Genomic DNA, 15279 nt, shown 5'->3' with positions numbered 1-15279 from the left:
AAACGGGGCCTATTTAGCCGCCATGTAGAAGGTTGCATAGTTGTTTTTCGTCCGGAGGCCATTCACAGCGAGAGGCTGGAATCCGGCAGCGTCAAGGGCGTCCCAAAAAACTTCGATGGGATAAGAGTTTGCGGTGATGTGTTCACGCTCATATTCTTGGATAGACGCAATACCGCGATATTTAGGGTTGCCGTTATCGAACCGGATCTGGATGAAGCCCCCGGCGTTGGGGGCGCACATTGACCGGAGAGCCTTGAGGACCTCGATTCCGTAATCTCGGGATGGGAAGTGTTGAAACACTGCCGTGCTAAGAAAGATATTGATCGGCTCCACGTCACCGACTATCGATTGCGGGACCCCAGCGAGAAGTACAGGTTTGAAATAGTTAGGTCTCCCCTCCGCCGTCATCATCCGGCCGGCTTCGGCTAGGTTTTTCTCGGAGATATCTACTCCATAGTACCGGGAACTAATTTCTCGAAGACCGAATGCATTCGCGCCTCCGCCAGGTCCCCACTCCAGGACCACCTGATTTGCGAGTGACGCATTTGGTCTATTGAGAAGGCGCCACAGGAACTTGATTTTCTGCATTGAGGATCGGCCGATATCCTGCCAAGCCTCGTCATCCGCCCATCTGCCGACGCCACGGTAGTGAGATTGGTCCTGTCGATAGGTCTCATCTTCCGCGTTATTCCATACCGCTTTGATCGTAGTGTGAAGCTTATCTTCCGAAACCATGTGGCTCCCCTTTTTTGCCTTGTCTTGTCGTACCGCCAAGATGACGTTAAGGCAACGCAGTGAGGGCAGTGTCTTTTGCCACGTAACTGAGATGATTGGGAGCTAGGTGATGAACGTCGAGGAGGTCATAACAATCCTGGATGAGGCCATAACTCCGGAACGTATGTATGATGGATACATCGCTACATTATTTGGGTGGCGACGACACGTTGCGATAATCGATTCCGGTGCTGGCAAACCACCTGGAAAGAAGGTTACTTGGCTCAACCCCGACGAAAAGCCCGCGGTAGTCCCGGAGTACACTACATCGCTTGAGACCGCGCTGGAGCTTGCGAACCAGCTCGTGAGTGTTGAGAGTTGGGCCGCTTGCTGGGTGAATGGCAAGGGCCGAGCCCAAGTCAACGATGGTCCTGTATGTGTGTCAGTTACACCGGCGGCCGCACTCTGCTTGGCCGGGTTGAAGGCTAGCCTCGAATAATGCGGCAAGGCGGAAGGTGCCCGGTTCCCTACCTTATTCCACCCGCGCCCTCGTTTCGCGTGCTAGGATACAGCGGACGGTTTCTCTGGATATTTTGAACTGACGGGTGATGGCTGACTTGGTTGCTGCACCTTCCAAGCGACGGATCTCACGAATATCGTCTGCAGTGAGGTTTGCATAGTGCTTCTCTGAACGCGCTCCCCATCGAACATGCTTGGGGTGGACGCATCAGCCGTCTTCATTGCGGCACGCAACAATTGCGTAGGTCGAGTCGCCTGTAGGCCCTCCGTGGGCCATGATGCACATTACGCGTGCGGCGCCGGCATGGACCCCGTTGTATTGCAGAGATGGCTGCTCGTTCGGGGATTTTGCAAATGGCCAAGAGAGGCAACCGTGACCATCGAAGTCAACATGCTTCATAATCCATCGAAGCGGTTCGCCTCTGGGGGCTTTCTTTCGTGGGTCTTCGTAGTTTGTCGGCCGGCGCGCATGGTTTTCGCAATAGCCGTTTGCGTGTTAAGGCTTTCCACAATCTCGAATACAGCAAACTAACATAGCTTCCTCCGGATTAAGGGGTTGCGAGCAGCAGCGCGCCAGCAATCGTCAACAATACGCCACTGGTCACGGTGACAATCAAAATCAGGTCCAAATTGCGTTTCGGCTTATCGTCCATGGATGCCTCTTCTTTGGGTTTTTGGTCCGTACCATCAAAGCGTGGGTACGGCTAGTTTGGCCCTCTTGTAGACGCCGCAATGGCAATAGAGGTACAAGGCCGTCGAAGGGCAGCGCCACTAACGAACGAACTCGGGCGATACATGCAGAACAGACGATCATTTTTGAGTTTCGCAGGGGCGGGGTTGGTGGCGATGGGTTGCAAGGGGGCATTGGCTTCCTCAGCTTTCCGCGAGGACGCCGGCAACCCGGAGCGCCGACTTTGGCATGTCGAGGCTTTCGGAAGTGGGCGGAGTAAGGTTGGCTCCGGGGGGGATGATACGGCAGCGTTGCAGTCGGCACTCGATAGTGGCGAGATGATTGACGTCACGGGAGCGCTACTCCGCATCAGCGACACGATCAATGTAAATTACCCAGGCGCCAATGTATCGTCTGTCATGGCGTCCCGGGTTGGCAATCGGGCGAGTAGCAAGATCAGGGTGTCGGAGAACTCGATGCCGCGGCTGTTCAATGTATCGGCCGCAAACTTCGAGGCTTCCGGATTTTTCGTCGAGTGTGATGCGGGGAACGCTGTCACAACACTCTTTCATTTTGAGCGACCGGCTGGGGCGGCTGCTGACATCGACGCAGTGATCAGCAGGGTCGGGACAGAGGGAGGTGGAAAGATCTTCCATATCTACGGTCGGGGCCTAAAGCTGGACGGCTGTACCTTCGCAAACACCAAGATCGCCGTTGGCGATCTAGATTTCCCGGTTTCATGGACGCCAAACGGCTCGAGCAACGATACGCAAGAGACCGCCATGCGCGCGTACCAGTTCGACAACCTTCGCTTTCATGGCGTTGCTGCCGGCGTCCGCAACGTTGGCCGGAACTCTCTGAATTGCGGGGGCATTCAGATGACGAATATCCATGGCGATATCGGAATCGGCGGCGGGGGCGCATTCGTCGGTGTTGCGCGAGATGGTCAATTCGCGAACATTTTGAGCCGGATGGGGGCAACGCACGGCGGGGGGATCGTTGACCTGCACGACGGGTCCTCGAACTGCGCATTCACGAACTTAGGGAACGGCGGTTTCAAGGGGGCCGATGTTGCAAGGTTAGTCCGAAACCCAATTGTTATCCGGTCAGGCCCTATCGGCGTCAATGAGCTGTCGTTCATAGGTGGCACGATCGGCCCATGCAACAGAAACGGCGTTCACATCCTTGGACACGGCAAAGCGCAGAACATTGCCTTCCTAGGAATTGCGTTTGACCGGACGAATATCGAAGGGAACCAGTACTTCCCGATCAAAGTCGAGGAGAGCGGGGGGGCTTTCGCGGAGGTCTCGATCAAACTTGGAGCCTGCAATTTCAAGTTCCGGCGCGAAACACCGGCCGCTTGTATACTTGGCGGGCTGAACAGTGCAGTTGTGACGCTTTACCGGGATAATCTCACAACCAAGCCCAAGGGCATACCGTGGACACAGAGCAATATCGTCGTCGGATAACGATCAGGCCGCTTTGTTGCGAGTTCGGCCGATCGGGTCGGAAACGACGTATTTACCGTCCTCGATCGACAATTTCCGCTGGTGCGGGTCGAATGGTGGCGCGTCGTTTTCTTCGATGGTTTTGAGTATCGAAGCTATGTCCCGAAAATCTGGGCGCGCAGCCCAAATCTTGAAGTTCCACCATTGCGCTTTCTCCAGACGCGCGATGGTGTCCTGATCAAACCTATACCGAATGATTTTAGCCGGTACGCCCCCCACGATCGCAAAGGATGGGACATCCCTGGTCACAACCGCGCCTGCAGCAACGATCGCTCCATTGCCGATCGTCACCCCGCGCATGATCCGCGCGCCATCCCCAATCCAGACGTCGTTGCCGATATGTGGTGCGGGTTTTAACTCCAACTGATTGAAACGAAATTCGGTGGCTTCAGACCAGAACTTGAATTTTCTTGACCTGCCAAACTGAAAGGGGTGCGTGCTAATCCAATCCGTCGGATGTTCGAAGGGCCCGATGACCACACGGGCGGCGATCGAGCAGAAGCGGCCGATACGCGCACCACAGAGTTCGCCGCCCGGTCCGATGTAGGAATACGCTCCGATCATGGTTGCCTCGGTGATGGGCGACATCACGTTGACCGGGGCTTCGAATTCGAGCGGTGCGGCGATGCCCCTCAGAGACGAAATTGCGGCTCCGAACTTTAGAATCTGCTTTTCGTTTTCCACTACTGTCTGCGACAAAACTTCTCATCCAACCTTTTTTGACGACCAAGGCGCCCTGTAGGCGCACTTCCCGCCGATGCATATCCTTCCTTTCAAGCCGTGGCAAATTGTGAAGAAGCGGTCGGCCGCTTTCTAGGCGACTGGCGCTTGCGATAACAAGAAATTCTCCGATCGTCGTCAGAATAATGGAAAATCAACACCCTGTCGTACCGCGGTACTGCGGGGGGAATTATCTTTCTCACCCTTGCCTGCCACTACCGGTGTGCAGCCCTGTTTGAACCGTCAAATGCATTCTCTGAAAACTGGTAGATCCAAAGCGCCCTCCAGGACGGTGTATCCAGCCGAAATCCGACACCGGGTTCTCAGGTTTCTGACATACATGTGTGTGCTTACCGCTTGCCTTGTCGGATGAAAAAAGTAATGTCGGCGTGTCTGTGAAGTCGAACGCTCAGACAAAAGGCCCCTTGCGCTATAGCGGCAATAGGGGCCTTTTTTGTGCTTGTGAAAGCTTGGATTTCTGGCCAATTCCATCGAACCACGCATTCGAGCTCCAAACTCCGGCCCTTGACAACCCGAGTCATCCGCCCCTAGCATTCTTCCTGCCGAGGGGCGCACTGTCACGGTGCTGAGATGGCGGTGAGCCAGACCCTTGAACCTGATCCGGATCATACCGGCGTAGGAACGGCGAGGGCCCTTCTGCTCACCAACCGTTTTCGCGCCCCTTGGTCCGGTCTCCGTCCGTTTGCGGGAGATCGCGTTGCTGCTGTCTGTTTTTGAATCAGTTATAGAAGGCTCAAGCCTCATACAGGTGGCCAGATGACTGCGATCGCCGTTACCATCGCAGGTTCGGATTGCGGCGGCGGGGCTGGTATTCAGGCGGACCTGAAGACGTTTTCGGCGCTCGGCGTTTATGGCGCAAGCGTGATCACCGCGGTCACCGCGCAGAATACCCGCGGGGTTTCTGCGGTGGAAGATATCTCCCCGACTGTCGTTACGGCTCAGATCGACGCTGTGTTTTCCGATCTCGCCATCGGTGCGGTGAAGATCGGAATGGTGTCGCGGCGCGAGACGATCGCGGTGATCGCGGCTGGTCTGAAGCGCTACGACCGGCTGGCTGTCATAGACCCGGTGATGGTGGCGACCTCGGGCGATCACTTGATGCAACCGGACGCGATCGCGACGCTCAAGGAGGAGTTGTTGCCGCTCGCGCTCATTCTGACGCCGAACCTGCCCGAGGCGGCGCTGTTGACCGGACGCGGGATCGCCGAAACCGAAACCGAGATCGCGCGCCAGGCCGAGATGCTTCTGAAACTCGGCGCGCGGTCGGTGCTGATGAAGGGCGGACATGCCAAGGGCAGGGATGCTATCGATATTTTCTATAGCGGGGAGGGTGTCCTCAACCTGTCGCGACCACGGATCGAAACCAGCAATGATCATGGCACCGGGTGCACTCTCTCGGCCGCAATCGCTGCGGGTCTTGCCAAGGGCAGGCCGATCGAGGATGCGGTCGTCGCTGCCAAGGCCTACTTGCATGACGCGTTGGTCGCTGCCGATCGTCTGACCATCGGACAGGGGCGGGGGCCGGTGCATCATTTTCATCATTGGTGGGGCGACGACAAAGGGTCGGGCGCCGCGGCATCGAACGTAGCCGAAGCCCAGGGCGCTCTTGGCCGTGCTTCGCGATCTGGCTGAGCAGTGTGGGCTTCGGGCTTACCTCAGGCCACTGCCGCGCTCGGCAGGGCCGGTTGCTCGCCCTTGAGCATTTTCCGATAGAGCGCCACATGTTCCCGCGCGCAATCGACATGGCTCGTCGGTCGCCGAAGTGTCGCACGCAGATTGTCCCATGCCCGCGGCGCGCCGAGGACGTCGATCAGGCGGTCGGCCAGATCCTGGGCGCTGCCGGTGCGGAAGTGATAACCATCCAGGCGGTCGCGAACCTTTTCGGCCATGCCGCCGATGTCGGAGCAGAGGATCGGCCGACCATGATGCAGCGCTTCCTGGATAACGACAGGGGAATTTTCCCACCAGACCGACGGCATCACCACCCAGTCGACCGAGCGCATCAGCCGCGGCATGTCCTGGTTCTGGTAGGCGCCATAGAAGCGGACGCGACGACCGGCGTCCTCGATCAGTTTCGCCACCTTCTCCTGATAGTCCTTCGGCTGACGCTCGAGGTTCCCGCCGAAGATCATCAGTGAGGAATCGTCGCCCCAGATGTCGTCGGGCACGCGCGATACCGCGTCGATCAACACATGAACGCCCTTGAACGGTGTCATCTGCCCGAAATAGGCAAAACGGTTGCGCCGGGCCGTCGGCGACGGCAATTCGCGGGCCGGCGCCTTGTCGCCCATGACGATGCCGTTCTCGATGACGAAGATCTTCGCGGCTTCAAGACCCCATTCGACATAGCGGTTGGCGAGAAAGGCACTCGGCGCGATGAAGGCATCGGCGAGATTGAGCATGCCGCGCACGAACTGTTCGCGGCGAACGAACCGCGACACCGGGATTTCAGGGAAGCACGTGTGACAACTGATCGGTGAGGCGCCGTTGCAAAGCTGGCCCGAAGGGCGTTTCACCATTTGCCCGTGATTGTGGCAGATCGGCAGATATTCGTGGAACGTCACGACGATGCGCGCCTTGGGCAGAGCATCGCGAACGGCGTAGAGCGCTTCCAGGCCGAAGCCGAGAATATGATGGAAGTGAACGACATCAGGCTTGATGTCGCCGACGAAGCGCAAGAGGTCGCGGCGGATCGCGTCCGTATCGCCGTTGGAGAGGAAGAAATGGTCGAAGTCTTCGGCGTGGTAGAGCACTTCGTCCATGGCAAGACGCAGGCTCATCAGCGCGGAGGCGCCATGGCGCGGAACCGGACTGCCGACACGGGCAAGGTAGATCGATTCCACGCCCGACAGGCCGTTCAGCGCCTTGTGAAGGCCATGCGAAGCAATTTCGGCCCCGCCAAGCGAATGGGTCGGGTGGCCATGGGAGACCACCAGTACGCGGAGTTTTTCGCTCATGCGTCAGTCTCCTCGAAGAATGTTTGGGCGGTTTCGGAGGCGGGCATCCATCGGGCGCGGAAGAGCGTCCGATCGACACGCTCCACGAACCGGGCTGTGGCGGCAGAGCCCGCTCCGGGCATGTCGTCCGATCCGACCATCTGCAGGGAAGGAAGCCAGTAGGCTTCGTAGCCCTTGCCGCTGAGGCGAAGGGCGAGATCGAGGCCCTTCAGCGCTGCGCCGAGATAGGTCGGCGACAGACCTGCGTCCTCCATCAGCGCTTCACGCGGCAGGATGCAGCAATCGAGCGATGCAGTTGCGACCTGGGTCAGCTTCAGGCGATTGACGGCGCCGACAGGATAGCCGGCGTAGCGGCTCGATTGCAGATGGTCGGGGCGATCAAGCGACGTGCTGCCGGCCCAGCGGATCGAGTGATCCTCATAGGCAAGGGTCGGCGAAATGATGCTTCCCGTCTTTGTCTCGTAAGCGGAAACGAGTGCCTGATACCACCCGGCATTGGCCGGCGTGAGCGACGTAGAAAGCAGAACGACCGCGTCGCTGTTTACGCTTTCGGCGGCCGCTTGCGCCAGGTCGCATGCATCGCCGGCGCCTTCGACGGAGACGAGCCGCAGCGGCAAGCGATAGAATTCCGAGAGTTGACGGATGTGGACCGCGTGTCGTCGGAACCGCTCGGTCTGCAGCACGAGCGCGATCGGGGCCCGGCGCGTTTGCGGATCAAGCGCGAGCAGCCCCAAAAGCGGTGCGAAATCCGTTTCGGTTTCTCCGGCGACAAGAAGGATGGCGGTACCCTCGGCCTGGTCGAAGGGGCCCATGTCGACAACGGTCTCGACGCTCGGTGCGGTGCTGCGCGCCGCCGTCAGGAAAGGGACGATCTGCCGGTCGATAATATCGGGCAGGGCCCAGCTTGTCGGATCGATCGAGCCAAGCAGCCGTAGGGCGGCGGTGCGTGCGGGCAGCCGGACCGGGAAAAGTGGCATGTAGGCGCGGCGGGCGTCCCTGAGGGTGAGTTCGATGTGAACTGGTCCCTCCGCCTCGCCATTAAGCACCTCGACGCGACTAATAAAGCCATGCGATCGGCGGTGACCGGAAATCGCGCTCTTGAATTCCGGGCGATCGACGAAGGCCTCTTCGACGTCGGACCGCTCGGTTCGGGTCCAGCCTGCGTCTAGCCGTGCCCCGCCGCCCTGTCGGCAAAGTCGCACGGTTTCAACATGGCCTTCCGCGTCTAAGAGCCAGCCCGAAATCAGGAAGGCACCATCCTCACCCTGGTAGAGTGCGTCCACGCCAAGGCGGACAGGAACCGGAAGGCTTGAGATCGTCTCGGTGCCATCGTATCCGCTCGCGGCATCGCGCAGGCGAAGCATGACTTGCGGCGAGCTCTGGCTCTGGAGCAGCATCGCGCGGATATGGCCGGGTGTCTCGAGCGGACCGGTCACGACCCGGCGTTCGTGGAGCCCGGCGTAACGCCAGGCGCCCCGGCCGCGATAGAATATGCCCTTGATGTCGCGCGCTCGGGGCAGATCGTTTGCGGACAGGAGGCCGACAAAGCCGGCCGAGCCGTCAGGCGCGTCGTTGCGCTGGAAAATGGCGACGCTGCAATCGGCAAGGAATGTTTCGTCGCTCTTGATGATCGCCCGGCAGACGCCGGCGGGCAGGTCGTGCGCCCATCCTTTCAGCGCGATGGTTCCATCATGCCCCTCGCCGAGCAGTTCGATATATCCGTCGCTCGCCGCTCCCGTTTTAAGCAGGGTCGTAATGGCCGCGAGCCGTTGGTCGGCATGCGGTGGCTTGATAAGCACGTCCACCAGACGACCGAGCACGTGTACCAGCTGCGGACCGGCGAAATCCTTCAGCATTGCCGTGACTTCACCGATCGAAAAGGTGCGTGGCGCAACCATATAGCGCTTACCGTTACCCGTCTTGCCGAAGCGGAGCGTAGTCGGCAGTTGCGCCGAGCCTTCGACCGGCAACAGCGCGGCAAAGCCATGCGTGGTGGAAGACTGGGCTGCCGCCAGCCGCCAGCCGACGACCGACGCCATAACCTGGCTTGACGCATCTTCATTGATCTCGACCGGCAACTGATCGGCCATCGGGCCACCGGTTCCGATAACCAGCAACAGTGTTTCGTCGATCGGGCAGGCGACGATCCGTCCACTGCGCGCGATGCGGCCGAGCGGTGCTGGGCTTGCGGAAAGGCTTTCCGAACTGGGCATGAGATGCGCCTCAGGTCCGAAGGAAGACGGAAAGGATCGCGCCTGCCGCAAAGCCCGCAAGCACGAAGAGTAGCAGAAACGCCGGCTTCAAATCGCCGTTCGAGCGCTGCTTCAGTGCGTTGAGGCTCTTTTCCATACCCGCGATTACACCGTCGAGCCGCATCAGGTGGACGTCGAGATCGGTCAACCGTTGGGTGATCTCTCCGCGGAGGTTCGCGACATCATCGCTGATTGCTGCAAGTCCGGGGCTTTCGGCTTCGTCGCCGTCGTCGACTTTCGACCGCAGGGCGGAACGCTGCGAGACCTGCAATTGCCGTTGCGCTGCCATCAGCACGTCGAGCTTGTCGAGCACTTTTGCAAGTGGCGCTGCAATCAGCGCTTCAGCCGCCTGTTCGTCGGGCTTGGGAACACGAAGCGGCAGTTCGCCGCCTTTGCCGGTCGCCGCAAGCACGACGAGTTCACCGCTGCGCGCGCTCGCCATCTCAGGCAACGCGATTTCAAACGCGTGGTTGCCGTCGCCAATGCCGTTGCGCTTGAGATCGGGCCGGTTGCGGTCGGCGAGTGCCTCGGCGATCACCTTGCCGTCGAGAAGCACGCGAATGGCAAGCCGCTTTTCCGGGGTTTCCGGGTCAAAGGCCCAGCCGAAGACGCGGCCCTGGTCGATCGCGTCCACGCGGCCCTTCAGCGGCTTTGCATTGTTTTGCTCCGGTGCGACGTCCGGTTTGTCGGCTGCTACAGACATGGTCTTCCCTCTAGGCGGCGACGATTTCTCGGGGCTCGATCGCGTCGATGAGCGTGAGATAGCGCCGGGCAGTGGTATCGATATCGTTGGGCTTGCGGGCATTGGCCGAAAGGCGGCGCCGAAGGTCAGGGCTTTCCGCTATGCGGCGCATGGCAGCAGCCAACGCACGCGGATCGTTCGGCGAGACGGTGATGCCGTTGACGCCGTCCTGCACCATTTCGGCCATGCCGCCGATATTGCTGGCGATCACCGGTTTGCGCTGAGACTGCGCCTCGCCGATGACGAGCGGCGCGTTCTCCCACCAGATCGAAGGCACGATGGTGCAGTCAACAGCGGCAATGAGGCCGCCGATGTCTTCGCGCCTGTAGGCGCCGCGCTGTTGGACCGAAGGCGCCGTCTTCTTGAAGAGCCGGGCGATCTCGTCCTTGAAACTGTCGGCCTGGAAGGGGGCGCCCCCGTGCACCCGCAGCTCAAAACGCAGGCCCTCGTCGATTAGCTGCCGCGCAGCCTCGAGAAGCACCGACGTGCCCTTCCACGGATTGAGGTTGCCGAAATAGCCAAAGACCGGCCGATCGTTCTCCGGCTGGCCCTTGCGCGACGGCGCGTCTCGTGGCGGCAGGCCGTTGGCAATCACGTCGATTTGGTCGCCGTTAAGACCCCAGTCGATGAAACGTTGTCTCAGAAACTGGCTCGGCGAGATGAAGCGATCGACGGTTCTGAGCAATGCTTTCAGATGCTGCTCGCGCAACACGAAACGATCGAGCGGAATGTCCTTGAAACAGCTATGGCAACGGTCGGGGCTCGACTTGTGACAAAGCTCCTTGCCGCTGGTGCGCACCATCAGCCCATCGTGATGGCAAAGCGGGTAGTAGTCGTGCAGGGTCATCACGATCCGGCAGTCGGGCAGGGTGCGGCGGACGATGTGCGGAAACTCGGCGCCAAGCAGCAGGAGATGGTGGATGTGAACCACATCCGGCCGGAAATCGCGCAAAAGCTCGGTAAGGTCAGGCACGACGCCATAGAGGTCGATCTGGCTCAAGAAGAAGCGATCGAAATGGCCGGACCACAACAGTACCTCGTCGCCTTCGGGGCCGATCGCCTGAAAGCTCGTGCCGGGCCGCACCTGGCGGTGGGTCTGGTTGGTGGCGCCGAGGAAGAGCGCCTCGTGACCGGCCCGCTGATAGGCACGGAAGAGGTCGTGCGCGAAAATCTCCGTGCCGCCGGGGTGAAGTGCTGGATGGTTGTGCGCGGCGACCAGAATACGCTTCTTCATCCGCTCACACTCCGGCGTTCGGCGACGAAGACATCCTGGTAGTGACCGGCACTTTGGCCCCGCCAGTGACCGAGCGATTTCAGGACCGTCGTGAAGCCTGCCCGCTCCAGCGCCCGGTCGAGGAAGCCGTCGTCGAAACCGACGGCGGCAAGCGGCGGCAGGCCGGGCACGAACCAGCAGGGGCCGTCGCCGCTGCGAACGAAGGCAAGGCGGGGATCCCGCCGGCCGTGTTCATCCTTCGCGGCGATGCTATCGGCCACGAAGGCGGTGACGAAGAGCCGTCCGCCGGGCTTCAGCATCCGGTTGATCTCGCTGAAATAGACGAGCACTTCGTCCGGCGGCAGATGGGTGACGATCGACGTCATGATGGCGAAGTCGAACTGGCGATCAGGGTAAGGTAGCTTCAGCGCCTTGCCGTTGATCCTGCCTGATGGGTTGTAGAGTTCGTGGGCGATGTCGACATGCTGGAAGGTGAAATTCGGATAGACCGGCGTGACGGATTGACGGCACCAGGTGACGCCGCCTTCCACCGGGTCGATACCGACATAGCGCCCGTGATCGCTATCGAGATATTGCGTCAGCGGAACGGCCATGCGGCCGATGCCGCTGCCGATGTCGAGCACGCTGCTTTTCGGCTGTAATCCGCCCATGCGGATGAAGTGGCCGAGAAACTCCGCGCCGACAGCCCGGTAGTTGCCATCTCCGACGAAGACGCTGTTTTGGTCCGGCTGCGGCAGGAAACGATTGGTGAGAACCGTCTGAAGCATGCCTTCGATACGGTCTTCGTTCTGTTGCCAGGCCGGCTGCAGGTTGTCTGCGTGGCGAAGTGCGGGCTGGTTCATGCGGCGCTCCTGGCGGCAGGCTTACGGGTGCTCGGCGCTGCCGCCTCTTCGGCGCCGAGGTAGGATGGCATCAGGGTGGTAATGTCTTGGTTCCAGCGCTCGGTATGCAGCCATGCATTGTACTGGCTGGCGACGCCGCGCGTGTAATCCTGGCTGCGGCTGATCGAGCGCCGCTCCAGATGATAGAGACAGGCTGCCGGCTCATAGACGATGTCGAAGCCGGCTTGGCGGATCTTGAGGCAGAGATCGCTGTCCTCGTAGTCGCCAATGACGAAGTCCTCGGCATAGCCGCCGACGAGGTCCCACACCTCCTTGCGCATCACCTGGCAGGCGCCGGTGACGCCCGGGACGCTCCGCATTTGCTGCGCCGGCGCATAGGCGCCCGGCATGCCCTTGTAGAAATGGTGATTGAGCCAGATGTCCTGCTTGTTGCGGGCAAAATAGAGGCCCGCATGCTGCAGCGAGCCGTCCTCGAACAGCAGTTTCGGGCCGATCGCTCCGATCGACTTTTCCTTCAGCACCGACAGCGCAAGCTTTTCCAGCCAGCCGGCCCCACAGGGCACGACGTCCGAGTTGAGCATGACAATGACGGAACCGCGGGCAAACCGCGCGCCGGCATTGCAGGCGCGGGCATAGCCGCCGTTGCGGTTCATCACCACGAGCTTCATCGAAAGCCCGTGAAGCAGATGGAAGCCACCGAGCAGGTGTTCCGTCTCGTCGTGGATCTCCGGGGAATCGAGCACGTAGATGATCTCGGCGTTGGCCGCGACAAAAGGATCGGTCGCAAGTCCCGACAGCTGGAAGCGCAGGAAGTCGAGCACGCGGTAGAGGGGAACGACGATCGAGATGAGAGGCGCGGCCATCATCGGGCCGAAGTCCTTGGTCTGGTCGACCCTGATCGTCTTGCCCAGTCGCTGCTCCACGTCCTTCAGCGCCGGCGCAAGGATCGTGCGGAATGCCTGATCGTTGGCGTGCTGGGGCGGAACGGCACGCAGGATGCGGTTGCGTTGCGTTGCTGGGTCGAAGGGTTGCGGTTTTGGCACCAGCGGCTTGACTGCGCCGGACGCCAGCCGCAACTGGAAGCGCGGCTGAAGAAGGGGCCCAAGCGGATCGCGCATCGGCAGCCAGCTGACAAAACCGGTCACGTCGGTCTTGGAGCCTTCTTCGGCGCCGCGGGCCCAGCCCGGAAATTCATACCAGTTGCCATCGAGCGGCAAGGCCGTGCCATCTTCCTGGAGATAGTCGATGCCGGCAAGGACGCCGTTCGCGTCCCGCGTCCAGCCGCCTATGAGCAGGCCTTCCGACATGGCAAGGGCGAGGTCGATCTCAGCACCCGGATGTAGTGCGGACTTGCCCGCCTGCTTTGCCGGCAGGGCGGAGCGAAGCTGCAGGTCGATCGCAAGGGCCGTCCCGCTTTCCGGAACCTCGCTCAAGGACCGCACGACGAACTCGCGCAAGCCCGGCGCTGCGCCGTGCTCAGGCCACCATTGCTGGAGGTTGGGATATCGGGAACCGCGCGGCGAAAGCTCACGCACGGCGATACCGCGCTTTCCCATGATGATGAGTGAGAGCGCCTGGGGCGCACGCGGCGATTCAAGAACGAAATGGCAGCGGCGCTGGCCGCGCTCGGTTCGGCCGGTTACGGCGAATTGCTGCGGCAGCGGCAAAATCGCCTCGGCGCCGAGCGCATAGATGGCGTTGATCTCGCCGAGCTCGGCATTGACGGTCGTCTCTGCCAGATAGCGGCCATGCGCCAGCCGACAGGCGATGGTTGCGGGGCGCTGCCCAAGGTTCAGGGCGTGGATCACGTCATCGACGAGGCCAATAAAGAACTCGTCACGAGACAGGCGAAACGCGCTTCGCCAGACCGTCAACAGATTATTGAGAAACTTGAGACGACCTTCGGGCTGGAGATCGGAAAGCTGGGCCGCCAGATCGAGGAAAGGGAGCTTGGCGGTCGGTTCCAGAACCACCGTCTGCAAGATCTCGCCGTCCGCCGCGATTTCGCCGAGTTCGCGGCCGTTTCCGGGGCGCATCGCCCAGAAGATCCGTTGGCCCCCTTGGGCGCGCGGAAGCGCCATGCTGACGAGAGGGACGAGGGACCGCGACGCGGAAAGGGCGTGTTTTGTCTTTGCCGGGAGTTCGGAAGGTACGTCCCAGATCAGCACAGCAACGTCGAAGCCGAGCCTGAAAGCTGCGGCGCTTGTGAAGTCGAGGCCGAAGCTTCTGATACGGTCGTCTGCCGTCACGCGCTACTCCTGAAGGACGAAAAGGGAGGGCGCCCCACGGGAGGAAGTGGGGCGCGCCAGTCAATCTCAATGGATCGTGAAGTAGTGGTTCGGGTTCGCCTGGATGTCGTCGGCGTCCGCATTGACGAGCGTCAGCGTATCGCCATGGCCGAAGTCGATGACCACGTTGCCACCAACCTGGGTGACGCGCGATGCCAGATCTTCCGGCGACGAAATGTCGAGGCCGTTGATGTCCTTCGAAATCTGCAGAAGGTCTTCGCCGGGCGTGAAGTCGAGGATGACGTCGTTGCCGCCACCGCCGTCAAACACGAACACGTCGCTGCCTTCCCCGCCGGTCATGACGTCGTCGCCCTGGCCGCCGTTGATGATGTCGTTGTCGGCACCACCGAACAGGATGTCGCTGCCTCGGCCGCCCATCAGCAGGTCGCTGCCGCCGCCGCCAATGAGAATGTCGTTCCCGTTGTCGCCGTAAAGCAGGTCATCACCCTGGCCGCCGAACAGAACGTCGTTCCCGTTCTCGCCATGGATAACGTCGTCACCCCAGCCGCCGAACAGGGTATCGCTGCCGTTACCGCCGAACAGCATGTCATCACCTTCGTCGCCGAAAATGGTGTCGTCGCCATTGCCTCCGTTCACGAAGTCATCACCCGCGCGAGCGTGAATGAAGTCGTCGAAGCGTGAGCCAAAAAGGGCGTCATCATACGCGCCGCCTTCCAACGTGGCCATATGCTACTCCTCTTAGTTGTTGCGTACGTCATTTTGGTTGTGCTTGCGCTCATCCTCGGTCTCAAACCGGTGGCGAGCGCGGCGACATTGCACTGCAAAAAAACATATGGCAACAGCAAAAAAGA

General features: G+C 60.6%; 12 protein-coding genes and 1 riboswitch. Of the genes, 3 read left to right on the top strand and 9 right to left on the bottom strand.

The genetic code is table 11. The annotated features are described in order from the left end of the window. Positions 1–9 precede the first annotated feature (9 nt). A complete protein-coding gene (locus FA04_RS24195) occupies positions 10–735 on the bottom strand; it encodes a class I SAM-dependent methyltransferase (RefSeq protein ID WP_034798056.1) in 726 nt (241 codons plus the stop codon). 109 nt (positions 736–844) lie between these two features. On the opposite strand from FA04_RS24195, the gene FA04_RS24190 reads away from it, so the two are divergent. Further along, positions 845–1213, top strand: a complete 369-nt coding sequence (locus tag FA04_RS24190) for a hypothetical protein (protein WP_034798054.1) — start codon at positions 845–847, stop codon at positions 1211–1213. 1166 nt (positions 1214–2379) lie between these two features. Next, positions 2380–3372 (top strand): hypothetical protein, encoded by a 993-nt coding sequence (locus FA04_RS24185; protein ID WP_143106276.1) that lies wholly within the window; start codon positions 2380–2382, stop codon positions 3370–3372. A 3-nt stretch (positions 3373–3375) separates the two neighbouring features. Here the strand turns inward: FA04_RS24185 and FA04_RS36525 are convergent, their stop codons facing one another. Beyond that, on the bottom strand, positions 3376–4110 hold the full coding sequence (locus tag FA04_RS36525; protein ID WP_051659392.1) for a CatB-related O-acetyltransferase: 735 nt from the start codon (positions 4108–4110) through the stop codon (positions 3376–3378). Between the two features lie 577 nt (positions 4111–4687). Then, a riboswitch (TPP riboswitch) is annotated at positions 4688–4791 on the top strand. Positions 4792–4908: 117 nt separating this feature from the next. Here FA04_RS36525 and thiD point away from each other — a divergent pair. Next, positions 4909–5784 (top strand): bifunctional hydroxymethylpyrimidine kinase/phosphomethylpyrimidine kinase, encoded by an 876-nt coding sequence (gene thiD, locus FA04_RS24175; RefSeq protein WP_082936552.1) that lies wholly within the window; start codon positions 4909–4911, stop codon positions 5782–5784. Between the two features lie 23 nt (positions 5785–5807). Here thiD and FA04_RS24170 read toward each other — a convergent pair whose 3' ends face one another. From FA04_RS24170 to FA04_RS24140, 7 genes are all read right to left on the bottom strand, one after another. Beyond that, positions 5808–7109 (bottom strand): glycosyltransferase family 4 protein, encoded by a 1302-nt coding sequence (locus FA04_RS24170; RefSeq protein WP_034798050.1) that lies wholly within the window; start codon positions 7107–7109, stop codon positions 5808–5810. After that, on the bottom strand, positions 7106–9322 hold the full coding sequence (locus tag FA04_RS24165) for a hypothetical protein (RefSeq protein ID WP_034798048.1): 2217 nt from the start codon (positions 9320–9322) through the stop codon (positions 7106–7108). The genes FA04_RS24170 and FA04_RS24165 overlap by 4 nt, the downstream gene beginning before the upstream one ends. A 10-nt stretch (positions 9323–9332) precedes the next feature. Continuing rightward, positions 9333–10064 (bottom strand): hypothetical protein, encoded by a 732-nt coding sequence (locus tag FA04_RS24160; RefSeq protein ID WP_034798045.1) that lies wholly within the window; start codon positions 10062–10064, stop codon positions 9333–9335. A 10-nt stretch (positions 10065–10074) separates the two neighbouring features. Further along, positions 10075–11337 carry a glycosyltransferase family 4 protein gene (locus FA04_RS24155; protein ID WP_034798043.1) on the bottom strand — a complete coding sequence of 421 codons (1263 nt, stop codon included), beginning with the start codon at positions 11335–11337 and terminating at the stop codon, positions 10075–10077. Further along, the gene (locus FA04_RS24150; RefSeq protein ID WP_034798041.1) at positions 11334–12179 is read right to left on the bottom strand and encodes a class I SAM-dependent methyltransferase; all 846 of its coding nucleotides are present in this window, start codon (positions 12177–12179) and stop codon (positions 11334–11336) included. The genes FA04_RS24155 and FA04_RS24150 overlap by 4 nt, the downstream gene beginning before the upstream one ends. Continuing rightward, positions 12176–14428: a glycosyltransferase family 2 protein gene (locus FA04_RS24145; protein ID WP_051659391.1), complete on the bottom strand. Its 2253-nt coding sequence runs from the start codon at positions 14426–14428 to the stop codon at positions 12176–12178. Before FA04_RS24145 ends, FA04_RS24150 begins: the two co-directional genes overlap by 4 nt. A 66-nt stretch (positions 14429–14494) precedes the next feature. Beyond that, positions 14495–15154: a calcium-binding protein gene (locus tag FA04_RS24140; protein WP_034798040.1), complete on the bottom strand. Its 660-nt coding sequence runs from the start codon at positions 15152–15154 to the stop codon at positions 14495–14497. Positions 15155–15279: the final 125 nt, after the last annotated feature.

It is taken from the genome of Ensifer adhaerens, from assembly GCF_000697965.2.
Taxonomy (GTDB): Bacteria; Pseudomonadota; Alphaproteobacteria; order Rhizobiales; family Rhizobiaceae; genus Ensifer; species Ensifer adhaerens.
This window is presented reverse-complemented; position numbering and strand designations above follow the sequence as displayed.